This window comes from Avibacterium avium, assembly GCF_900454535.1.
Classification (GTDB): domain Bacteria; phylum Pseudomonadota; class Gammaproteobacteria; order Enterobacterales; family Pasteurellaceae; genus Avibacterium; species Avibacterium avium.
In genome coordinates this window covers 2,003,389-2,025,107 of the sequence record NZ_UGSP01000001.1, presented here as the reverse complement: position 1 = coordinate 2,025,107, position 21,719 = coordinate 2,003,389, and the positions used below count along the sequence as shown (strand labels likewise).

General features: G+C 40.3%; 19 protein-coding genes. 17 read left to right on the top strand and 2 right to left on the bottom strand.

Annotated features, from left to right (window positions below; all coding sequences use genetic code 11):
- The first annotated feature begins 24 nt into the window (after positions 1-24).
- The 10 genes from serA to paeA all read left to right on the top strand — a co-directional run bounded on the left by serA (position 25) and on the right by paeA (position 8,880).
- Positions 25-1,257 (top strand): phosphoglycerate dehydrogenase, encoded by a 1,233-nt coding sequence (gene serA, locus DYC50_RS09750; RefSeq protein WP_115250003.1) that lies wholly within the window; start codon positions 25-27, stop codon positions 1,255-1,257.
- 396 nt (positions 1,258-1,653) lie between these two features.
- The gene (locus DYC50_RS09745; protein WP_115250002.1) at positions 1,654-2,772 is read left to right on the top strand and encodes a transglutaminase-like domain-containing protein; all 1,119 of its coding nucleotides are present in this window, start codon (positions 1,654-1,656) and stop codon (positions 2,770-2,772) included.
- On the top strand, positions 2,747-3,124 hold the full coding sequence (locus DYC50_RS09740; RefSeq protein ID WP_115250001.1) for a mercuric transporter MerT family protein: 378 nt from the start codon (positions 2,747-2,749) through the stop codon (positions 3,122-3,124). The genes DYC50_RS09745 and DYC50_RS09740 overlap by 26 nt, the downstream gene beginning before the upstream one ends.
- A complete protein-coding gene (locus DYC50_RS09735) occupies positions 3,121-3,393 on the top strand; it encodes a heavy-metal-associated domain-containing protein (protein ID WP_115250000.1) in 273 nt (90 codons plus the stop codon). Before DYC50_RS09740 ends, DYC50_RS09735 begins: the two co-directional genes overlap by 4 nt.
- Before the next feature lie 107 nt (positions 3,394-3,500).
- Positions 3,501-4,532, top strand: a complete 1,032-nt coding sequence (mltG, locus tag DYC50_RS09730) for an endolytic transglycosylase MltG (protein ID WP_115249999.1) — start codon at positions 3,501-3,503, stop codon at positions 4,530-4,532.
- Between the two features lies 1 nt (position 4,533).
- The gene (gene tmk, locus DYC50_RS09725; protein WP_115249998.1) at positions 4,534-5,163 is read left to right on the top strand and encodes a dTMP kinase; all 630 of its coding nucleotides are present in this window, start codon (positions 4,534-4,536) and stop codon (positions 5,161-5,163) included.
- Positions 5,164-5,168: 5 nt separating this feature from the next.
- Positions 5,169-6,173 (top strand): DNA polymerase III subunit delta', encoded by a 1,005-nt coding sequence (locus DYC50_RS09720; RefSeq protein ID WP_115250203.1) that lies wholly within the window; start codon positions 5,169-5,171, stop codon positions 6,171-6,173.
- 9 nt (positions 6,174-6,182) lie between these two features.
- Complete coding sequence (locus DYC50_RS09715) at positions 6,183-6,965, top strand: TatD family hydrolase (RefSeq protein WP_103855584.1); 783 nt, start codon at positions 6,183-6,185, stop codon at positions 6,963-6,965.
- Positions 6,966-6,993: 28 nt separating this feature from the next.
- Positions 6,994-7,521, top strand: a complete 528-nt coding sequence (locus tag DYC50_RS09710) for a DUF1523 family protein (RefSeq protein ID WP_103854264.1) — start codon at positions 6,994-6,996, stop codon at positions 7,519-7,521.
- 66 nt (positions 7,522-7,587) lie between these two features.
- Positions 7,588-8,880 (top strand): polyamine export protein PaeA, encoded by a 1,293-nt coding sequence (paeA, locus tag DYC50_RS09705; RefSeq protein WP_115249997.1) that lies wholly within the window; start codon positions 7,588-7,590, stop codon positions 8,878-8,880.
- A gap of 125 nt (positions 8,881-9,005) precedes the next feature.
- Here the strand turns inward: paeA and dapF are convergent, their stop codons facing one another.
- The gene (dapF, locus tag DYC50_RS09700; protein WP_115249996.1) at positions 9,006-9,830 is read right to left on the bottom strand and encodes a diaminopimelate epimerase; all 825 of its coding nucleotides are present in this window, start codon (positions 9,828-9,830) and stop codon (positions 9,006-9,008) included.
- 224 nt (positions 9,831-10,054) lie between these two features.
- Here dapF and clpB point away from each other — a divergent pair, with 224 nt between their 5' ends.
- The 5 genes from clpB to DYC50_RS09675 all read left to right on the top strand — a co-directional run bounded on the left by clpB (position 10,055) and on the right by DYC50_RS09675 (position 16,281).
- Entirely contained in the window at positions 10,055-12,628 is a 2,574-nt protein-coding gene (gene clpB / locus DYC50_RS09695; protein ID WP_115249995.1) for an ATP-dependent chaperone ClpB, read from the top strand.
- Positions 12,629-12,793: 165 nt separating this feature from the next.
- Positions 12,794-14,050, top strand: coding sequence for a DUF262 domain-containing protein (locus tag DYC50_RS09690; protein ID WP_115249994.1), 1,257 nt, complete (start codon positions 12,794-12,796; stop codon positions 14,048-14,050).
- Entirely contained in the window at positions 14,037-14,843 is an 807-nt protein-coding gene (locus tag DYC50_RS09685) for a hypothetical protein (RefSeq protein WP_115249993.1), read from the top strand. The genes DYC50_RS09690 and DYC50_RS09685 overlap by 14 nt, the downstream gene beginning before the upstream one ends.
- An 81-nt stretch (positions 14,844-14,924) precedes the next feature.
- A complete protein-coding gene (gene xerC, locus DYC50_RS09680; protein ID WP_115249992.1) occupies positions 14,925-15,815 on the top strand; it encodes a tyrosine recombinase XerC in 891 nt (296 codons plus the stop codon).
- A gap of 283 nt (positions 15,816-16,098) precedes the next feature.
- Positions 16,099-16,281 (top strand): antitoxin VbhA family protein, encoded by a 183-nt coding sequence (locus DYC50_RS09675; RefSeq protein WP_115249991.1) that lies wholly within the window; start codon positions 16,099-16,101, stop codon positions 16,279-16,281.
- Positions 16,282-17,347: 1,066 nt separating this feature from the next.
- Here the strand turns inward: DYC50_RS09675 and fabB are convergent.
- The gene (gene fabB, locus DYC50_RS09655; RefSeq protein WP_103855823.1) at positions 17,348-18,568 is read right to left on the bottom strand and encodes a beta-ketoacyl-ACP synthase I; all 1,221 of its coding nucleotides are present in this window, start codon (positions 18,566-18,568) and stop codon (positions 17,348-17,350) included.
- 157 nt (positions 18,569-18,725) lie between these two features.
- On the opposite strand from fabB, the gene mnmC reads away from it, so the two are divergent.
- Both mnmC and nagB read left to right on the top strand, forming a co-directional pair.
- Positions 18,726-20,759, top strand: a complete 2,034-nt coding sequence (gene mnmC / locus DYC50_RS09650; protein ID WP_115249989.1) for a bifunctional tRNA (5-methylaminomethyl-2-thiouridine)(34)-methyltransferase MnmC2/FAD-dependent 5-carboxymethylaminomethyl-2-thiouridine(34) oxidoreductase MnmC1 — start codon at positions 18,726-18,728, stop codon at positions 20,757-20,759.
- 137 nt (positions 20,760-20,896) lie between these two features.
- Positions 20,897-21,700, top strand: coding sequence for a glucosamine-6-phosphate deaminase (nagB, locus tag DYC50_RS09645; protein WP_103854081.1), 804 nt, complete (start codon positions 20,897-20,899; stop codon positions 21,698-21,700).
- The last annotated feature ends 19 nt before the right edge of the window (positions 21,701-21,719 follow it).

Genomic DNA, 21,719 nt, shown 5'->3' with positions numbered 1-21,719 from the left:
TTTTTTTTGATTATGGAGAGCAAAATGTCAGCAAAAGTATCACTGGATAAGTCTAAAATTAAATTTGTACTGCTCGAGGGCGTACACAAAAATGCCGTTGATGTGCTAAATGCCGCAGGCTACACCAATATTGAATATCATAAAAAGGCCCTTGAGCCAGAAGAATTAAAAGAAGTGATCAAAGATGCGCATTTCTTAGGTATTCGCTCCCGCACGCACTTAACCGCTGATGTATTAGAATGTGCGAACAAACTCATCGCCGTGGGGTGTTTTTGTATTGGCACCAACCAAGTGGATCTTGAAGCAGCAAAAATGCGTGGTATCCCCGTGTTTAATGCACCATTCTCTAACACCCGCTCGGTGGCAGAGTTGGTATTAGGTGAAATTTTGCTCTTAATGCGTAATGTCCCACAAGCCAATGCCGAAGTGCATCGTGGTTTATGGAACAAATCTGCCACAGGTTCACACGAAGTGCGGGGCAAAAAATTAGGCATTGTTGGCTATGGACACATTGGTTCACAGCTGAGTGTGATTGCTGAATCCCTTGGTATGAACGTGTTTTTCTATGATATTGAAACCAAACTACCATTGGGTAACGCACAACAAGTGGGAACATTGGAAGAATTGCTCGCCAATAGTGATGTGATTTCCCTGCACGTTCCAGAAAATGATTCCACCAAAAATTTAATGAGTGCGGAACGCATCGCACAATTAAAAGAGGGCAGCATTTTTATTAATGCAGCGCGTGGAACTGTCGTGGATATTGATGCCTTAGCCGCCGCAATTAAAGCAGGCAAAGTGCGTGGTGCCGCCCTTGATGTGTTCCCAACAGAACCAGCTTCGATCAATGAAGAATTTGTTTCGCCATTGCGTGGTTTGGATAACGTGATTCTCACCCCGCATATCGGTGGCTCAACGGCGGAAGCACAAGAAAATATCGGCACTGAAGTGGCGAGCAAGTTCGTGAAATATTCAGATAACGGCTCAACTCTTTCTGCGGTGAACTTCCCAGAAGTGTCTTTACCAGAACACAGCAAAACCAAGCGTTTATTGCACATTCACGAAAACCGCCCAGGTGTGTTAAACCAAATCAACCAAATTTTTGTCGGTGCAAATATCAACATCGCCGCCCAATACCTACAAACCGACCCTAAAATTGGTTATGTGGTTATTGACGTGGAAGCTGATGACTGCTCCGAGTTGTTACAACAACTGCGTGAAATCGACGGCACGATTCGTGCGAGGGTGTTGTATTAATCATTTGCTAGGCTTTGAATTTTAAGCTTAACGACAAAAAAAGTGCGGTGGAAATTTTATGAATTTTTTCACCGCACTTTTTATATTTTTTATATAAAAATGCAGAAATTTTTTAGAAAAATTTGCAATTTTAGTTATAGATCGTAAAATCCCTTTGTTCGTTGAACAGCTATATCGCAAGTATTGTGTATAGGAAATGATCAAACTGTTTTCAATTCTGGTTTTCATCGTTATACCATTCTTGCCGTTTTCAATTTCTCTTAAGGATTTAAGGAAGGTTAGAAATTTGGCAATAATTTGACGCAACGCGTTTTCTCTCGCCTGATTCCTATAAGGTAGCCCATTTTTTACTGAATGGCATAACCTTGCAATCCCTTTTGTAAACAGGAGTTTTCTATGAAAAAAACGATTTTTACCACCGCACTTTTTACCAGCTCACTTTTCGCAGCAGCAACGTTAGCCAATGCGCAAACGGTGGCAAATCCTAACACCACTACGCACACTTACGAATTTACGCAAACCTATGATTTACAAGTGCCAAAAGGCTCATTAGGAACGACAAATTTGTGGGTGCCCTTGCCTTTTAGTAACGACTATCAAACGGTGAAATCCATCACATTTGACGGCAATTATCAACAGGCTTACATCACAGAAAATAATCAATATAGTGCCAGTACATTATTTGCCACTTGGACACCAGAAGCACAAAAACGCAATTTAACCGTTACGCTGATTGTGGAAACCCAAGATCGCGAACCGAAGAAACAAGGCTTATTGAAAGATTATCAAGCGCCAGAAAAAATAGAATATGGCGTTGATGTGCAACCTTATTTACAGCCAACAAAGCATATTAAAATTGACGGGATCGTGAAAGAATATGCCGATAAAATTGTAGGGAATGAAACAAATCCGCTCAAAAAAGCAGAACGTATTCATCAGTGGATTGTGGCAAATATGGAGCGTGATAATTCCGTATTAGGCTGTGGCGATGGTGATGTGGAAAAAATCCTAACAACAGGCGTGTTAAAAGGAAAATGCACGGATATTAATTCTGTATTTGTTGCTTTAGCGCGTGCTTCTGGTATTCCCGCTCGTGAAGTGTTCGGCATTCGTTTAGGGGAAGCTGTGAAAATGGGCAAATATTCTAAATCCGCGTTTGGTAGCGCCAAAAACAAAATCGCCAATGAAAATGGCGGACAACATTGTCGTGCAGAATTTTATCTGGCAGGTTTTGGCTGGGTTCCCGTGGATTCCGCGGACGTAGCAAAATATCGTCTAACAGAGAAAAAAGCAGTGGCAGATAGCGATACCCAAGCGGTTTCAGATTATTTATTCGGAAATTGGGAGGGTAACTGGATTGGCTTTAATCACGCACGCGATTTCACCCTTTACCCAACGCCTGAACTCGCACCAATCAATAATTTTGGTTATCCTTATGCAGAAGTGGGCGGCGATCCATTAAATTCCTTTGACGCAAAAGAATTTGGTTATGAATTTATCTCGCAGCAACGCTAATCCGAAAGGCGGAAATGCCAAATTTTGGGCGATATGTACCACCGCAGTGAGTGCTGCGGTGGCATCGACACTTTGCTGTATTGCGCCATTGTTATATCTGTTATTTGGCATTTCTAGCACTTGGCTAGTGAGCTTAAATCAGCTGGCATTTTTGCAAATTCCAATGCTTGTGATTTCTCTCATCGCATTTGGTTATGGCTTTTGGCTGCTGAATTTCTCAGGAAAAGTGATTTGTAGCCAATATCTCTCACGCCGTACATTGCAAATTTTATATTGGCTAATAGCGCTGATTATTCTCTTTTTCTTAACTTATCCCTATGTTTTACCTTATGTTTTGGATTATTTAGAATGAAAAAAATCTTACTTTTTTTGACCGCACTTAGCTTTTCATTGCCAAGTCTTGCCGCAGAACGCAAGGTTACGTTGCATATTGAAGAAATGAATTGCCAGCTTTGCGTTTATTTAGTCAATAAAGAATTACGCAATATTGATGGCGTGCAATCGACCAAGGCAAATTTTAATTCACGTTTGGTCAATGTAGTAGCAGACGAGAAAGTGAGTGATGAAATACTCATTCAAGCTATTGATAAGTTGCATTATCACGCAATTGTTTTGGAGTAAAATAAGATGATTTTCCACCGCACTTTATTTTCTTACTTTTCATAACATTCTGAAAATTTGCCCGTCTGTGATACACTTGCCATCAATTTTTTGATGATGGATCGATGATGAAAAAATTTTTCCTTTTTCTTTTGTTTTTGTTGCTCTTGATTGGTGGGGCGGCGCTTTGGGGTTATCAGCATTTAACACAATGGGTGCAGCACCCTGTGAATGTGCAGGCGGAGCAGTTATTAACGGTGGAGCGTGGCACAACGGGGGCGAAATTAGCGAAGCTGTTGGAGCAAGAAAAGCTGATTGATGATGCCACCTATTTGCCGTGGTTGTTAAAGCTCAAGCCTGAGTTAAACAAAATCAAGGCGGGGACCTATTCCCTTGAGGGCGTGAAGACGGTGGCGGATTTGTTGCAACGTTTAAACAGCGGTAAAGAAGTGCAACTGAATGTGCGTTTTTTAGAAGGGGATACCTTTAAAACGTGGCGTAAAACGCTGGCGAAAGCCCCTTATTTGCAACAAACTTTGGCAGATAAAACGGAAGAAGAAATTTATCAATTATTGAATTTACCCGCGGATTTACCGCACAAAATTGAGGGCTGGTTGTATCCTGATACATACAGCTATACGCCGAAGTCGAGCGATTTAGCCTTATTGAAACGGGCGGCAGATCGTATGAAAGCCTTACTAGAAAAAACGTGGGCGGAGCGAGAGGCGGATTTACCGTTGAAAAATCCTTACGAAATGCTAATTTTGGCTTCCATTGTGGAACGTGAAACCGCGTTAAATGATGAGCGTGCGAAAGTGGCATCGGTGTTCATTAACCGCTTGAATAAAAAGATGAAATTGCAAACTGACCCGACGGTGATTTATGGAATGGGGGAGCGTTATCAGGGCAATATTCGGCGTAAAGATCTAGAAGAAGCCACCGCCTATAACACCTATGTGATCGAGGGCTTGCCGCCAACCCCTATCGCAATGCCGACAGAAAGTGCGTTGCGAGCAGTGGCTCACCCTGAGAAAACCACATTCCTCTATTTCGTTGCGGACGGCACGGGCGGGCATAAATTTAGCCAAACCTTGCAACAACATAATCAAGCGGTGCAAGAATATTTGCGTTGGTATCGCCAACAAAAAAATGGGAAATAAAATGAAAGGAAAATTTATTGTCATTGAGGGCTTAGAGGGAGCAGGAAAAACCACGGCTCGTGATGCAATTCTGGCAAGCCTACAACAAGCGGGGATTAATGACGTGGTATTCACCCGTGAACCAGGTGGTACGCCCTTAGCGGAGAAATTACGCCAATTAATTAAATATGAAACGGAAGAACCCGTGAGCGATAAGGCGGAATTATTAATGCTCTATGCCGCCCGCATTCAGCTGGTGGAGAACGTGATAAAACCCGCATTGGCAGCGGGAAAATGGGTGATTGGCGATCGCCACGATTTATCTTCCCAAGCCTATCAAGGGGGCGGGCGACAAATTGATGCTCAGTTGTTGCAAACCTTAAAGAACACGGTGTTAGGGGATTTTTCCCCTGATCTCACGTTATATTTAGATCTTGATCCCGAAATCGGTTTGGCTCGAGCCAGAGGGCGTGGCGAGTTGGATCGCATTGAACAGCAGGAAATCGCCTTTTTCCAACGCACTCGCCGTCGCTATTTGGAATTGGTACAGCAAGATCCGAATGCGGTTATCATCAACGCCGAACAGCCCATTGAGCAAGTGCGTGCCGATATTCAAAGTGCGGTGCTAAATTTCGTTAAAAATCATCAATAATGCTTATGTTACGCTATCCTTGGTTGCAACCTTATTATGACAAAATCATCAACGCCTTTCAGCAGGGCTATGGGCATCACGCCTTGCTGTTTAAAACAGAGCAGGGCATTGGTGGCGATGAACTGGTGCGAGGCGTGGCGGAATGGTTAATGTGCCAATCGCCAAAGGGCAACCAACCTTGTGGCGCGTGCCATAGTTGTCAGCTGTTTAATGCAGGCAATCACCCTGATTTTTATCTGCTTGAACCTATTGAAAATAAGGATATTGGCATTGACCAAGTGCGTGAAGTGAATGAAAAGGTTAGCCAACGCTCACAGCAAAACGGCAATAAGGTGGTGTGGATTAAACAAGCCGATCGCCTAACCGAAGCCGCCGCGAATGCTTTGCTTAAAACCTTGGAAGAACCCACAGACAGTACCTATTTTCTATTGCAAGTGGATCTCTCCGCTCGCTTGTTGGCGACCATTTACAGCCGCAGTCAGCCTTGGCTCATTTCATTACCCTGTGAAGCCGAAGCGATGGCTTGGCTCGCGACGCAGTTAGCGGAAAAGACAGAGGAAAAAACAGCAGAAATTCGCACCGCACTTGAGGTTTCGCACGGTCGCCCCCTTTCTGCTTTGGATATGTTACAGCAAGGATTATTGGAAAAGCGCAGGCAGTTGCTACGTCAATTTTGGCAGTTTTATACGCGCCGTTCACCGCTGGAATTATTACCGCACTTTGAAAAAGAGATTTTATTTCAACAGTTAGATTGGCTCAGTGCCTTTTTGCGTGATGCGTTGAAAATGAAGCTGAATGTGCCTGAACAGTGGGTGCAGGCGGATTTTCTACAAGCCATTGCCCGTTTTAATCAAAGGCAGAGCGCGCAAGGGTTGCTAAAAGCCAGCCAAATTATGCAACAAGTGCGGTCGGATTTATTACAAATTAATGGCGTGAATCAAGAAATTATCTTGCTTGACGGCTTAACACGCCTGATTACAGAGGTTTTTGAACCCGAACAAAATTATTAGGAAAGTAAAATGTTTATTGTAGATAGTCATTGTCATTTAGACGCATTAGATTATGAAAACTTACACCAAAATGTCGCCGATGTGGTGCAAAAAGCCAAGCAACGTGGCGTACAACATTTGCTTGCGGTGGGGGTAACCTTAAAACGTTTTGAGCAAATGTACGATACCTTAAAACCCTTTTCTGAAATTTCGCTGGCTTGCGGTGTTCACCCGTTAGATTTAGATGATGAACCCTTTGATGCTGACCGCCTATTAAAATTGGCGCAAGACGATAAAGTTATTGCCATTGGGGAAATGGGCTTGGATTATTATTACAGTGTAGAAAATAAAGCCCAACAGCAATCGGTGTTTGCTGCGCAGATTGGTGTGGCGAATGCGTTAAACAAGCCGATTATTGTGCATACGCGTGCCGCAAGAGAAGATACCATTGCGCTGTTGAAAGAAAATAATGCACAAAAGTGCGGTGGTGTTTTGCATTGTTTTACGGAAAATTGGGAAATGGCAAAACAAGCCCTTGATCTGGGTTTTTACATTTCCATTTCAGGCATTATTACTTTTAGAAATGCGGAAGAACTGCGTGAAGTGGTGCGTCAAGTGCCGTTAGATCGCCTGCTGGTGGAAACCGACAGCCCTTATCTTGCGCCCGTGCCTTATCGTGGCAAGCAAAATCAACCGGCTTATACCCGTGAAGTGTGCGATTATGTGGCAACCTTAAAAGGGCTTTCTAGCGAGGAATTTGCCCAAATTACCACACAAAATTTTGAGCGTTTGTTCAAAATTCAGGTACAATAAAGCATCACTTTAGCAGGAGGAAGATACAATGCGCCGCTTTTTTAAATATTTTTTCATTTTAATCATCTTTTTATTCCACGGTTTTTTGTTCGCCCTTGTGAACTACGTTACCCCCCATTATGACGTAACGCGCGTTACTGGCGTGGAAGTAAAACGTGTGGACAAAGATGGCCCAATCACCAAATCAAATCCAGCAGACGGCCCAACTCGTGATGTATATTACATTTATACACAAAAACCGAATGAAGATAAGGTTATGGTGTATCGCAATGAAGATACACGCTGGGGCTTCCCGTTCTATTTCAAATTTGGTTCGGCAGATTTACAAGCCAAAGCGCAAAGTTTTGCGGTGGAACATAAATTGGTGCAAGTGAAATATTATGGTTGGCGTTTGGTGTTATTTGATGAATTCCGTAATGCTACATCAATTAAAGAAGTAACCTTAGATGAAGGTGCGTCTTACCCGATTTTGTCTTATGTGTTTTACTTCTTCTTGTTGATCACGCTGTTTTTCTCAATCCAATTCGTGCGTGGTTGGTTTGATAGCGAACGATAAGCATCAAAAGTAAGGTGAAAGTGGTGTATCTTGTGATGCACCATTTTTTGTCTAAGGATAATAAAAATGGGATTATTTGAAGCAATATTAAGTTTGGCTGCCTTAATTGGCATAAGTGCGGTGATTTCTTCCGCAGAAATTTCCCTCGCAGGAGCAAGAAAATTAAAGCTACAAAGCCTTGAAAATGAAGGTGATGAGCGAGCAAGATTAGTGCTACAACTACAAGCGCAACCAGGGCGATTTATCACCGTGGTGCAAATTGGCTTGAATATGGTGGCAATTTTAGGTGGGGTGATTGGCGAAAGCGCCATTAGTCCTGTACTGGAAAAATTACTTGCCCAATATAGCCACGCAGAATGGTTGCAAAGTGCCGCGTCTTGGTTGTCTTTTGCTATTGTAACCATTGCGTTTATTTTGCTGGCGGATCTGATTCCTAAACGCCTTGCAATGACCAATCCAGAAGCCGTCGCGTTGCGTACTGTGCGCATTATGCTGTTCTGCATTTTCTTATTTAAGCCTATCGTGTGGCTGTTTGACACCATTGCCAATGGGGTATTTCGCTTATTGCGTATTTCCACCGTGCGAGAAGATAACCTGACCCCCGAAGATATTGTGGCACTGATGGACGCAGGGGCAGAGGCGGGCGTGTTGAAAGCCCAAGAGCATTATTTGATCGAAAATATTTTCGATATGCAAGAACGCACGGTGACTTCCACAATGACCACGCGCGAAAATATCGTTTTTTTAGACCGCACTTTTGATCGCGAAAAAGTGATAGCAACCATTAAATCTAACCCCCATTCTAAATTGCTGATTTGCGATAATGGGCTAGATAAAATTTTAGGCTATATTGAATCGCACAGCTTGCTCACCTTGTATTTGCAAGAACAGCAGGTTTCTCTTACAGACCAACGGATTTTGCGTAAAGCATTATTTATTCCCGATACTTTATCCCTATTTGAAGTGCTGGAACTGTTTAAATCTGCGGGCGAAGATTTCGCCGTGATCGTGAATGAATACGCTCTCGTGGTGGGCATTGTTACCCTCAATGATGTGATGAGCATCGTAATGGGCGAATTGGTGTCGAGTGAAGAAGAGCAAATCGTCCGCCGTGACGAAAGTTCGTGGCTGATTGACGGCGCAACCCCTTTGGAAGATGTAATGCGAGCCTTAGAAATCGAAACCTTCCCTGATGAGGAAAACTACGAAACCATCGGCGGATTTATGATGTATATGCTACGCAAAATCCCGAAAAAAACCGATTTTGTGCTATACGACAAATATAAATTTGAAATTATCGATACCGAGAATTTTAAAATTGACCAGCTGATGGTATCTCTTACAAAGCAAGCTATTTAATTATTGTTGTTGATTTTTATGAGGTTATAAAAATACGGCATCAGCATTTGGCATTTGCCGTATTATCAGGACTGCCTGTAACACAGTACATTGTGTTTTACGTTTAAATAAGTGTAAGATTTAGCTTACAACCTAATCACCCCATCATAAATATGCGTGGCATCGCCTGTCATATAAAGTGGGTGGCCTTCGCCTTGCCATTCGATAGTCAAGCTGCCACCGGGAAGATCCACTTGCACTTTGTTATCCAAAAGGCCTTGCATAATGCCCACCGCGGCGGCGGCACAAGCGCCACTGCCACAGGCTTGGGTTTCGCCAGCACCGCGTTCATAAACGCGTAATTTAATGTGGTTACGATTAATCACTTGCATAAAGCCTGCGTTTACGCGTTCAGGAAAACGTTCGTGGCTTTCTAATAGAGGGCCTAATTGCTCTACATTAGCGGTGGTAATGTCTTCCACTTGCACCACGCAATGTGGGTTACCCATAGAAACCGTGCCACATAGCACGGTTTGAATGTCGGTGCGTAAAATGTAGTTTTTCTCGAATTTGTTGGCGATAAATGGGATCTTCGCTGGTTCCCAAATAGGTTCGCCCATATTCACGCGGATCATTCCGTCATCTTGCACCGTTAGGATCATTTTGCCTTTGGCGGTGCTGACTGCGATGTCTTTTTTGTTGGTTAGCCCTTTCATTGTCACAAAGCGAGCAAAACATCTCGCACCATTGCCACATTGTGCCACTTCACTGCCGTCAGCGTTGAAAATGCGATAGTGAAAATCCAAATCAGGATCATAAGGTGGCTCAACCACTAAAAGTTGATCAAAGCCAATTCCTGTGTGGCGATCCGCCAATTTTTTAATGGTTTCCGTTGGAAAGTAAACATTCTGCGTTACCGCATCCACCACCACAAAATCATTGCCTAATCCGTGCATTTTGGAAAATTGCATTTTTCCGTCCTTATTGAAAATCGTTAATTAGGCGCAATTATAAAGGTGAAGTGAGATTGAGTAAACTCTCCATTAGTGCAACCTATCGTTCTAAAATGATTAATAGATTTTTTTTAAATTTTTTTCATTTTACTCTTGAAATTGCCAAATTAGTCTTCACTTACTTGAACAAGCCAAGCCGTACAAGCTAGGCAACAGAATTTAATATTGAGGAAGAATAGATTATGAATATAGAAAAATTTACTACTAGATTTCAACAAGCCTTGAGTGAGGCACAATCTTTAGCTTTAGGCAAAGATAATCAGTTTATTGAACCAGTGCATTTAATGACCGCACTTTTAAATCAAGAAGGCGGATCTATTGCCCCGATTTTAACCGCCAGTGGCGTGAATGTGGCATTATTCCGCAATGAGCTTAATGCTGAACTCAACCGCTTACCGCAGGTTTCTGGTAACGGTGGTGATGTGCAGATTTCACGCAACTTGGTGAATTTATTAAATTTATGCGACAAGCTCGCACAGCAAAAACAAGATAAATATATTTCATCAGAACTCTTTTTATTAGCCGCGTTAGAAGAAAAAGGCAGCTTAAGCGAAATATTACGCAAGTGCGGTGCAAAAAAAGAGAATTTACAACAAGCGATTGAACAAATTAGAGGAGGTCAGTCAGTGAACGACCAAAACGCAGAAGAAAGCCGTCAGGCATTAGAAAAATATACTATTGATTTAACCGCGCGTGCGGAAAGTGGCAAATTAGATCCTGTGATTGGACGTGATGAAGAAATTCGCCGTACTATTCAAGTGTTACAACGCCGGAGTAAAAATAATCCAGTATTAATTGGTGAGCCAGGTGTTGGTAAAACCGCGATTGTTGAAGGCCTTGCGCAGCGTATTGTAAATGGCGAAGTGCCAGAAGGGTTAAAAAACAAACGCGTACTTTCCCTTGATATGGGCGCATTAATTGCGGGGGCAAAATACCGCGGTGAGTTTGAAGAGCGCTTAAAAGCCGTGCTTAACGAAATCGCCAAAGAAGAAGGCCGTGTGATTTTATTCATTGATGAAATTCATACAATGGTTGGTGCAGGTAAAACTGACGGCGCAATGGACGCAGGTAACTTATTAAAACCTTCCCTTGCACGTGGTGAATTGCACTGTGTGGGCGCCACCACCCTTGATGAATATCGTCAATATATTGAAAAAGATGCCGCACTTGAGCGCCGTTTCCAAAAAGTCTTTGTGGACGAACCAAGTGTTGAAGACACCATCGCTATCTTGCGTGGTTTGAAAGAACGTTATGAAATTCACCATCACGTTCAAATTACAGACCCTGCAATCGTTGCGGCGGCGACACTTTCGCATCGTTATATTTCAGATCGTCAATTACCAGACAAAGCCATTGATTTAATTGACGAAGCGGCATCCAGTATTCGTATGGAAATCGATTCCAAACCGCAACCATTAGATAAATTGGAACGCCGTATTATCCAATTAAAATTGGAGCAACAAGCGTTACAAAAAGAAGACGATAACGCCAGCCGCAAACGCTTAGAAATGCTTGAAAAAGAATTAGCTGAAAAAGAGCGTGAATATGCGGAATTAGAAGAAGTGTGGAAAAGCGAAAAAGCAGCGCTTTCTGGCACACAGCATATTAAAGCAGAATTAGAAAATGCACGCACCCAAATGGAACAAGCGCGCCGCGTGGGCGATTTAAACAAAATGTCTGAATTGCAATACGGACGCATTCCAGAGCTTGAAAAACAACTTGCTCAAGCAGAAAGTGCAGAGGGCAAAGAAATGCACTTGTTACGCTATCGTGTAACTGATGAAGAAATTGCAGAAGTGCTTTCACGTGCCACCGGTATCCCTGTTTCTCGTATGATGGAAGGGGAAAAAGAAAAATTATTGCGTATGGAAAAAGAATTACACAAACGTGTAGTTGGACAAAATGAAGCCGTGGTTGCCGTTGCGAACGCCATTCGCCGTAGCCGTGCAGGATTGTCTGATCCAAACCGTCCGATTGGTTCATTCTTATTCTTAGGGCCAACAGGGGTAGGTAAAACAGAATTGTGTAAAACCCTTGCCAACTTCTTGTTTGATGATGAAAACGCAATGGTACGCATTGATATGTCCGAGTTTATGGAAAAACACAGCGTATCTCGCTTAGTGGGCGCACCACCGGGATATGTGGGCTATGAAGAAGGGGGTTACTTAACTGAAGCCGTTCGCCGCCGTCCATACTCTGTCGTGTTATTAGACGAAGTAGAAAAAGCGCACCCAGATGTCTTTAACATCTTATTACAAGTGCTTGATGACGGACGTTTAACTGATGGTCAAGGTCGCACCGTAGATTTCCGTAATACCGTGGTGATTATGACATCAAACTTAGGTTCTGACTTAATCCAAGGCAACCGTGATCTTGGTTATGAGGGAATGAAAGAAGTGGTAATGTCGGTGGTAAGCCAACACTTCCGCCCTGAGTTTATTAACCGTATTGATGAAACAGTGGTATTCCACCCATTGGATAAAGAAAACATTCGCACCATCGCAAAAATCCAATTAAAACGTTTAGAAAAACGTATGGAATCACACGGCTACCACTTAGCCTTCACAGATGCGGCGTTAGACTTCATCGGCGAAATTGGCTATGACCCAATTTACGGCGCAAGACCGCTTAAACGTGCGATTCAACAAGAAGTGGAAAACCCACTCGCACAACAAATTCTCTCAGGGGAATTAATCCCAGGGAAAACCATTACCCTTGATTACGTTGATGGTAAAATCACAGCAAGTCAATCGTAATTCTTCCCAAAAAAACACCGCACTTTATTAATGCGGTAACCCAAGCCTCGCGAAAGCGGGGCTTTTTTTGCTTGAAAGAAAATAAAAAATAATTAATAATAGGTATAGGTTTTTTAACAAGTACATTAATTATTATTTACTAACTTAAAATTAGGGGGTACATAGATGTCCAATAAAGAAAATAGAGTATATTATGGTGAATATTCATTAAAACATTGGGTTGATTTAATTTTATCTAAAAATATTGTTCTTCCCCCTTATCAAAGACGATTTGTCTGGGATTTAAATAAAATGGCAAATTTTATAAAATCTTTGAATGAAGGTTATTTTATTCCTCCTGTTGTTATTGGTTCTTTTTGTACTGAAGATGGAGAAAAACAAAATATTATACTAGATGGCCAACAAAGATTAACAAGTATTTTATTGTTATATCTTGGTTTATTCCCAAATAAAGATAATACAAGTAAGATGGATGATAACTCATATTCTGATGATCTGGAATATAAGGAAAATGATGAAAATATGCTAGATTGGAGATTTGATAGCCTAACAAAATTAGGAAATAGCAAAAAGACTATCAAGAATGAAATTAAAAAGAATCATAAAGAAAAATATGAAGAGCTATTTAGTACATTAAAAAGTAAACTTAAACCAAAAGAGTTTGAAGAATTAGAAAGTATAGTGAATGAATTAGAAGAAGATAAGTCAGATATACCATTTTTCGATAAAAATTATCTGGGCTTTTCATTCATAGTTCCAGATAATTCTACTAAAGAATCACAGCAAAAGTATTATTCAGCTATATTTAGAGAAATAAATATAGGAGGGCAAGCATTATTACCTCAAGAAAGTAGAGAGTCTTTCTATTATATAGATAAGAAAATAGAAGGGGTATTTAATCCTAAATTTTTAAATGGTTATAAAATTAGATTAAATAATGGACAGAATCCAAAGATTGATTTTATCCGTTATCTTTCCATGATTAATCAATACGTTGAAGAGGACAAGTTTGACGATATTGCAAAAGGGTATAGGAATAAACTTGAAAATTATTATATGGATTTTATATATAAAATATTAAATGCTGAAAATAATGATGGCTTTATTAATAATATAAAGAAAGGGTTAGGAATTCTAGAAAATATAGTTAAACTAGTTTGGTCTAAAAATAGAAAGTTTGATAGTATTATTGAACTGGATTTGTATTTGTTTGGTCTGGTTTATTATTGTGTAATGAATCATAAAACTTTAAATTCAGAAGAGCATATCTATGATGAAATTAATAAAAAAGTTGATGATAAATATGATGAAATAAAAAAAGATGAAAAGCATACTAAAGCACCAAATCAATTAGGCCACTTAAGAAATAGGATTAAGGAATCAATAAATATTTTAGGAGAATTTTTCAATGCACCAGCATAAAAAATTTATTCTAACTCCAGTTGGAAATATTTTAAATGAAGGAGTTGCTGCTATTAAATGCTTAGGAGATGGGATAGAGAGTTACCCTATCTCTCATTATATTATGCAATCCATATTTTTAAGAATGTCTGGAGCCCAAGAGCAAAAAATGAAATGCATTATGTGGGAATTAGCACATAATGATTTTGAGTTTAGATTCGACTTTTTAGACAAGCATTCTAAAAAATATTTTTCAAAGTATGAGGAGAAATTGTTTGTTTATAAAACACTAATTTCACAAATAAAGGCTGTTGAAAAGAATTTTTCACCTTATATCTATTTATCTAAACTAAAAGTTTTAGAGGAAACTAAGATAACAATAGAGAGAATATTTAGTCAATCAAATATAAAAATATGGTTTCAAAAGGATTATACTAGTTATGATGTAATTTGGAATGAATTTAAATATAAAATAGAAACCAAAACGAAAAAAGGCCTCAAAGAAATTAAAATGATGTTTGATGAAGACTCAATGTTTTGTTGTAATAATATTGAGAAAAACAAGGATGAAAAAAATAAGAATGAAAATCTCAAACTGATTTACGAAGAGCATGTATACAAGAATAGGAATAGAATCGCTCATAATACAACATCATATCAGGATAATCTTCCTACACTATCTAGATTAGAATCAAGTGATTATAAATATGAAAACTATTTTTTATGGTTATCAATGCTAATTTTAATTGATAATATTTTTATTGAATTATATAAAAAATATCTAGAAGTCATAGAGAAGAAAAAAATTCTGTAGAGTTAATAGTTATAAGGATAGAAAATATTTATCCAGGTGTATATAAAATTTAAATAATAATTCAATAAAAGGAAATCATACATGCACCAACAACTCAGCAACTATTGGAATTATTTACGCATTGAACGACAGGTAAGTCCGCATACATTGAGCAATTACCAGCGTCAGCTTGAGGCGGTGCTGGCGTTGTTGCAGGAAAACGAGATTTCTCAGTGGCAGCAGGTAACCCCCAGTGTGGTGCGCTTTGTGTTAGCGCAAAGCAAAAAAACAGGCTTACACGAAAAAAGTTTAGCTTTGCGCTTATCGGCATTACGTCAATTTTTGAGCTTTCTTGTACAGCAAGGAGAGCTTTCGGTTAATCCTGCAGTTGGCGTATCTGCACCGAAGCAAGGCAAGCATTTACCGAAAAATTTGGATAACGAACAGGTTCAACAATTATTAGCCAATGACAGCAAAGAGCCAATCGATTTGCGGGATAAAGCGATGCTGGAGCTAATGTATAGTTCAGGTTTGCGTTTATCTGAATTGCAAGGGCTGAACTTAAATAGCATCAATCTGCGTGTACGTGAAGTGCGTGTAATCGGGAAAGGCAACAAAGAACGAATTTTGCCTTTTGGACGTTATGCTTCACACGCGCTTCAACAATGGCTAAAAGTGCGGTTGTTATTTAATCCAAAAGATGATGCCTTGTTCGTTAGCCAGCTTGGTAACCGAATGAGCCACCGTTCAATCCAAAAACGTATGGAAGTGTGGGGCATTAAACAAGGGCTATCTAGCCATTTGAACCCTCATAAACTACGCCATTCTTTCGCCACGCATATGCTTGAAAGCAGCTCCGATTTACGCGTTGTGCAAGAGTTACTCGGGCATAGCAATCTTTCTACCACACAAATTTACACCCACCTTGATTTCCAACATTTAGCGCAAGTTTACGATTCCGCACACCCGAGAGCAAAACGAAAAAAATCGTGAAAATTGCACCGCAGTTTTGCGTCAGATCAGATTAGTTCTATTTTTACAAATGTGTAATTTTTTCTAAGTACAAATTTTTATATTATATTTGTACTAATTTTAGGTCAAAAGACATTGCTCGTTACATTATGCAAAAAATAAACTAAATTTAGACTTAAATGAATTGATAAATAGTATTATAAATGATATATAAAATATATTTAAAGATGTGAAGAATATGTTTTTACTATTTAATAATAGTGTATAATATATTTATTATAATTTTTAAAGGTAGAGGTAAATTATGCTTTCTGAAGCTGAAAAAGCAAAAAGGCGTGAAGAAGTTATGTATGCAAAAGCAAGTGTTGAACTTGAAGGAATTTATTTATCTCAAGAATTATTAGATATATCTGAAAAATACATTCAGGGCTATTTAAACAGTCAAGAATATTCTAATGAACTGTTAAGGGCTATTGATAGCCATTAACTAAAAATTAAAGTTAATATGAAAATTTCATATGATACTGATGATAAAATAAAGGATATAAAATCTTTTGTAAGGGGGGATTATATCATAACCCTATCAAAGGAAATTTTGATCTTGCACACTTAAAGAAAATAAATAGTTATATTTATCAGAATAGCCCTAATGTAGCAGATAAATTTAGACCTGAAGTAAAAGTTTATAGTGATGAATTGTGGCATAAAAATCGTAACTATCCTAAATTTGGAGTGATTAGAGTTTGTTATAGTTTAATGGATATAACAACTGAGATATTATCGGGTGGATTTCTTTTTAATAAAGCACAATCTGAAAAACTGGGGAAAAATCTTATGATGTTCTAATAAATGGTGTAAAGGCTGATGATCTGCTAAAGATAGCGAGCTTTCAAAGGCTCTTGATGGGCTGGCAAAGAATAAGGATATGCAGCAATCAAGGTATAATGCAGAAGCCTTAAAATCAGGAACATCGAAAGACATTGCCCTGTACGAAAGAGATTAAGACCTTTCACATCTATAGGAAATAAGGTAGTAAAAGATAGAACATCAATTCTCATTGGGAGTTCATTATTGAGTGGTTTTTCAGAAAAAATAAGTCTTCCAGAAAGAATGAACAGTGAGGATAAAAAATAATGTTAAAACTAATAATTTCTTTTGTCTTTTTTAGTATTTGGTTTTATCTGGCATTACTTACTATTTATTTTATGCAAAAAGGCGTTAATTACTTTTTTACAAAAGAATTCATACTTCAATATGAAATATTTTATAGGATAATGCCAAGGGCTATGCTTGTAAGTATCATATATATTTTTCTTGCAAAATTAAGTAGATTTCTTGGGTTGGTGGGTGAAGATAAAAAATGAAATACTAAAATAGGTCAAACAGTATCGATAGGATTTTATTTATACAATGGTAATGCTACACCTGAAGGAGCAGCGATTAAGTCGAAAGACATTGCCCTGTATGAAAGGGATTAAAGAAAAAGAAATTCTATATATAAAAAAAGCAGGCATTCCGCCTGCTTTTTTCTATGTATTTATTCTAATCTAAATTTACTTCGTATAACGTCTAAACACCAATGTTGCGTTTGTGCCGCCGAAACCAAAGCTGTTTGACATTACGGTATTTAAGCCCGCGTTTTCTTTGGTTTCTGTTACGATGTTCATTCCTTCCGCTTGTGGATCGAGGGTTTCGATGTTAATGCTTGGGGCGATGAAATCGTTGTCTAACATTAATAAGGTGTAAATGGCTTCGTGTGCGCCAGCCGCACCTAGTGAATGGCCTGTCATTGATTTAGTTGATGAAATGGCTGGTTTTTCATCACCGAAAACATTTTTGATCGCACCTAATTCTTTCACATCACCCACTGGTGTTGAGGTGCCGTGTACGTTGATGTAGTCGATAGGGGTATCTACTGTTGCCATTGCTTGTTTCATACAACGTTCCGCGCCTTCACCGCTTGGTGCAACCATATCATAACCATCAGAAGTTGCGCCATAGCCTACGATTTCCGCATAGATTTTTGCACCACGCGCAAGAGCGTGTTCTAATTCTTCAACCACAACCACAGCGCCGCCGCCTGCGATCACGAAACCATCACGGTTTGCGTCATAAGCACGTGAAGCTTTTTCTGGGGTGTCGTTATATTTGGTGGAAACCGCACCCATTGCGTCAAATTCTGTGGCACATTCCCACGATAATTCTTCTGCACCGCCGGCAAAAACAATATCTTGTTTGCCTAATTGAATTAATTCTAAAGCGTGGCCGATACAATGTGCAGAAGTGGCACAAGCGGAGCTGATACTATAATTCACGCCACGGATTTTGTAAGGTGTGGCTAAACAAGCCGATACACTTGATGCCATCGTTTTGGTTACCGCATAAGGGCCAACGGCTTTCACGCCACGCGGGCCACGCACGGCATCACAAGCGATAAGCTGATTGTGTGCAGAACCTGTTCCTGCACCAATTACTAAACCGGTGCGGTCGTTAGACACTTGTTCTTCTGTTAAGCCTGCGTCTTCAATGGCTTCTTTCATTGAAAGATAAGCATAAGCCGCCGCATCGCCCATAAAGCGATAAACTTTACGATCAATCAATTCTGAAGGTGTAATTTTGAGCGTACCTGCGATATGGCTACGCATACCCATTTCCACAAATTCAGGCACTAACTCAATGCCCGATTTACCCGCTTTTAATGAAGCTAATACTTCTTCTTTATTGTTACCAATACTGGAAATGACACCGAAACCAGTAATCACCGCTCTTCTCATAGATTATTCCTTTTGAGTTGAAAGAGTAAAAAATACAGTCGGTCGCTAACTTACTACGAAATGAAAATATTGCAAGCATTTCTTTGAAGGTTCGACCAATCCCGAAAATTTCGCTATTATAGCAAACTCAAGTAGCACAACAAAGATGCCAGCAAAGATGTTTAAACTTAACCACGCAGAGATCTATTTTAATCAAGAAAACACGCCCGTTTCCCACCAATTTGATGATGTCTATTTTTCCAACCAAGACGGTTTGGCGGAAAGCCGTTATGTGTTTCAGCAGGGAAATGCGCTGTGGGAACGTTGGCATCAGTTTAATCAAAGACATTTTGTGATTGCTGAAACTGGCTTTGGCACAGGGCTGAATTTTTTTGCTGTTACCCAGCTTTTTCGTCAATTTCGCCAAGCCAATCCGCATAGCCCGCTAAAACGTTTGTTTTTTATTTCTTTTGAAAAATATCCGCTCAATCCCACACAGCTTGCCCAAACCCATCAGCCTTATCCTGAATTTGCTGATTTAAGCACGCAACTTTGTCGCCATTGGCAACCGATGATCACAGGCTGCCAGCGTTTTCATTTTGCCGAAAGCACGTTGGATATTTGGTTTGGTGAGATTGCTGAAAGCCTGCCGCAACTGGGTGATTATATGCAAAATCGCATTGATGCGTGGTTTTTAGATGGCTTTTCGCCGAGTAAAAATCCGCAAATGTGGAACGAACAGCTTTATAATGCAATGTTTGATTATTGCAAACCTAACGGCACATTTGCCACTTTCACCGCTGCAAGTGCGGTGCGAAAAGGGCTAGAAAATGCAGGGTTTAGCGTGCATAAACGCAAAGGTTACGGTAAAAAGCGTGAATGTTTAGCAGGTGTTAAACCCGAAAACTCCGCCAAAAATCACCGCACTTACGCGATTTCAACCCCTTGGTATTTGCCGCAAGCGGCTCAAATGAATGAAGCGCAAGACATCGCCATTATCGGCGGCGGTATTGCTTCTGCCTTTATCGCACTTTCTTTATTGCAACGTGGCGCGAATATCACGCTTTATTGTGAAGATGAGCAAACTGCGCTCAATGCTTCAGGCAACAAGCAAGGGGCATTTTATCCGCAGCTGAGCGATGATGATGAGCGTAACATTCGTTTTTATATTCACGCGTTTTTATATGGGCAACAGCAACTGCATTGGGCGATTGAGCAAGGCATTGAATTTGAACGGGATTTTTGCGGCGTGGCGCTCTGCGCTTATGATCATAAAAGTGCGATGAAATTAAACAAAATTTCTCACTTAGATCTGCCCGAAGCCTTATTTCAACGCCTTTCTCAAGCAGAATTGAGCGAGAAAGTTGGTTTGCTACTGCCTTGCGATGGGGCATTTATTCCGCAAGGTGCTTGGCTTGCACCTCGTCAATTTGTGCAAAATTTATTTGCCTATTTGCAAAAGCGTGGCGTAACGATAAAAACTTCGCAAAAAATCACCGCACTTTCTCAACAAGGCGAAGGCTGGCTGCTGACTAATTCACAGGGGGAAACCTTTTCTCATCATATTGCCATTATTGCTAACGGGCATAAGCTCAAAGACTTTAGCCAAACGGTACAACTGCCTGTTTACCCTGTGCGTGGGCAAGTGAGCCAAATTCCCACGACCGCACAGCTAAAACACCTTAAAGCGGTGCTTTGCTATGACGGCTATCTCACCCCTGCAGATCAAGAACAAACCAGCCATTGCATTGGTGCGAGCCACGTTCGTGATAATCAAGATCGTCAATTCAGCCAACAAGAACAGCAAGAAAATCAGCACAAAATTCAGCAAAATCTTTCGGGTGTGGAATGGGTGAATGAGATTGATACCTCAGGCAACTTGGCGCGTGTCGGCGTGCGTTGCTCCGTGCGCGATCGCATTCCTATGGTGGGCAACGTGCCAGATTTCGCACAGCAAGTAGAAGACTATAAAAATCTCTTTAATCTACGCCGCCGCAAACAGCCTATTCCGCCTGCAGCGACTCATCACAATCTTTATTTAATCGGCGCATTAGGCTCAAGGGGACTCACGTCCGCGCCTTTGCTTGGTGAAGTGCTGGCTTCATTAATTTATGGCGAACCTTTGCCGTTAAGTGAAGATATTTTGCATCAGCTCAGCCCAAATCGTAGCTGGATAAGAAAATTGCTGAAAGGCACGCCAGTAAATAATTAGCGATTTTGTGATATAAATCACGATTTTCTCTTTTGGTTAAAATTCTGTTTCTCTTTGAAGTTAATCTTATTTTATAATGAAAATTATGAAATGATACTTCAAAATAATGAAATTAAGATAGCAAACAGGAGAGAGCTATGCGTTTAATTCCTTTAAAAACCGCTGAGCAAGTCAGCAAATGGGCAGCACGTCATATTGTTGATCGTATTAATGAATTTAAACCAACGGAAGAACGCCCTTTTGTGCTGGGATTGCCAACAGGCGGCACGCCGTTACAAACCTATAAAGAATTGATCAAACTTTATCAAGCAGGGGAAGTGAGCTTTAAAAACGTGGTAACCTTTAATATGGACGAATATGTTGGGTTGCCAAAAGATCACCCAGAAAGTTACCGCTCTTTTATGTATAAGAATTTTTTCGATCACGTTGATATTCAAGAAAAAAATATTAACTTATTAGACGGCAATGCGCCTGATCTTGATGCTGAATGTCGCCGTTATGAAGAAAAAATGCAATCTTACGGCAAGGTCAATTTATTTATGGGCGGCGTTGGCGTGGACGGCCATATCGCCTTTAACGAACCAGCGTCATCGCTGGCTTCTCGCACCAGAATTAAAACCCTGACAGAAGATACCCTTATCGCTAATTCACGTTTTTTTGATAATGATGTGAATAAAGTGCCAAAATATGCCTTAACCATTGGGGTTGCCACGTTGCTTGACGCAGCAGAAGTGATGCTTTTAGTCACAGGGCATAATAAAGCCCTTGCTTTGCAAGCGGGTGTAGAGGGCAGTGTGAACCATTTTTGGACCATCAGTGCGTTACAGCTACACCGCCACGCAATCTTTGTTTGTGATGAACCTGCAACGCAGGAATTAAAAGTGAAAACCGTGAAATATTTCACTGAGTTAGAAGCCAAAGCCATTCATAGTGTGTTATAGCGAATAAAAAAGAAGGGGA

Coding starts and splice junctions, on each gene's coding strand:
- tmk (WP_115249998.1), top strand. CDS start 4,534: ATGAAAGGAAAATTTATTGTCATTGAGGGCTTAGAGGGAGCAGGAAAA.
- DYC50_RS09675 (WP_115249991.1), top strand. CDS start 16,099: ATGCTTTCTGAAGCTGAAAAAGCAAAAAGGCGTGAAGAAGTTATGTAT.
- xerC (WP_115249992.1), top strand. CDS start 14,925: ATGCACCAACAACTCAGCAACTATTGGAATTATTTACGCATTGAACGA.
- DYC50_RS09685 (WP_115249993.1), top strand. CDS start 14,037: ATGCACCAGCATAAAAAATTTATTCTAACTCCAGTTGGAAATATTTTA.
- paeA (WP_115249997.1), top strand. CDS start 7,588: ATGGGATTATTTGAAGCAATATTAAGTTTGGCTGCCTTAATTGGCATA.
- nagB (WP_103854081.1), top strand. CDS start 20,897: ATGCGTTTAATTCCTTTAAAAACCGCTGAGCAAGTCAGCAAATGGGCA.
- DYC50_RS09715 (WP_103855584.1), top strand. CDS start 6,183: ATGTTTATTGTAGATAGTCATTGTCATTTAGACGCATTAGATTATGAA.
- DYC50_RS09735 (WP_115250000.1), top strand. CDS start 3,121: ATGAAAAAAATCTTACTTTTTTTGACCGCACTTAGCTTTTCATTGCCA.
- DYC50_RS09710 (WP_103854264.1), top strand. CDS start 6,994: ATGCGCCGCTTTTTTAAATATTTTTTCATTTTAATCATCTTTTTATTC.
- mltG (WP_115249999.1), top strand. CDS start 3,501: ATGAAAAAATTTTTCCTTTTTCTTTTGTTTTTGTTGCTCTTGATTGGT.
- dapF (WP_115249996.1), bottom strand. CDS start 9,830: ATGCAATTTTCCAAAATGCACGGATTAGGCAATGATTTTGTGGTGGTG.
- clpB (WP_115249995.1), top strand. CDS start 10,055: ATGAATATAGAAAAATTTACTACTAGATTTCAACAAGCCTTGAGTGAG.
- DYC50_RS09745 (WP_115250002.1), top strand. CDS start 1,654: ATGAAAAAAACGATTTTTACCACCGCACTTTTTACCAGCTCACTTTTC.
- fabB (WP_103855823.1), bottom strand. CDS start 18,568: ATGAGAAGAGCGGTGATTACTGGTTTCGGTGTCATTTCCAGTATTGGT.
- DYC50_RS09690 (WP_115249994.1), top strand. CDS start 12,794: ATGTCCAATAAAGAAAATAGAGTATATTATGGTGAATATTCATTAAAA.
- serA (WP_115250003.1), top strand. CDS start 25: ATGTCAGCAAAAGTATCACTGGATAAGTCTAAAATTAAATTTGTACTG.
- DYC50_RS09720 (WP_115250203.1), top strand. CDS start 5,169: ATGTTACGCTATCCTTGGTTGCAACCTTATTATGACAAAATCATCAAC.
- DYC50_RS09740 (WP_115250001.1), top strand. CDS start 2,747: ATGAATTTATCTCGCAGCAACGCTAATCCGAAAGGCGGAAATGCCAAA.
- mnmC (WP_115249989.1), top strand. CDS start 18,726: ATGTTTAAACTTAACCACGCAGAGATCTATTTTAATCAAGAAAACACG.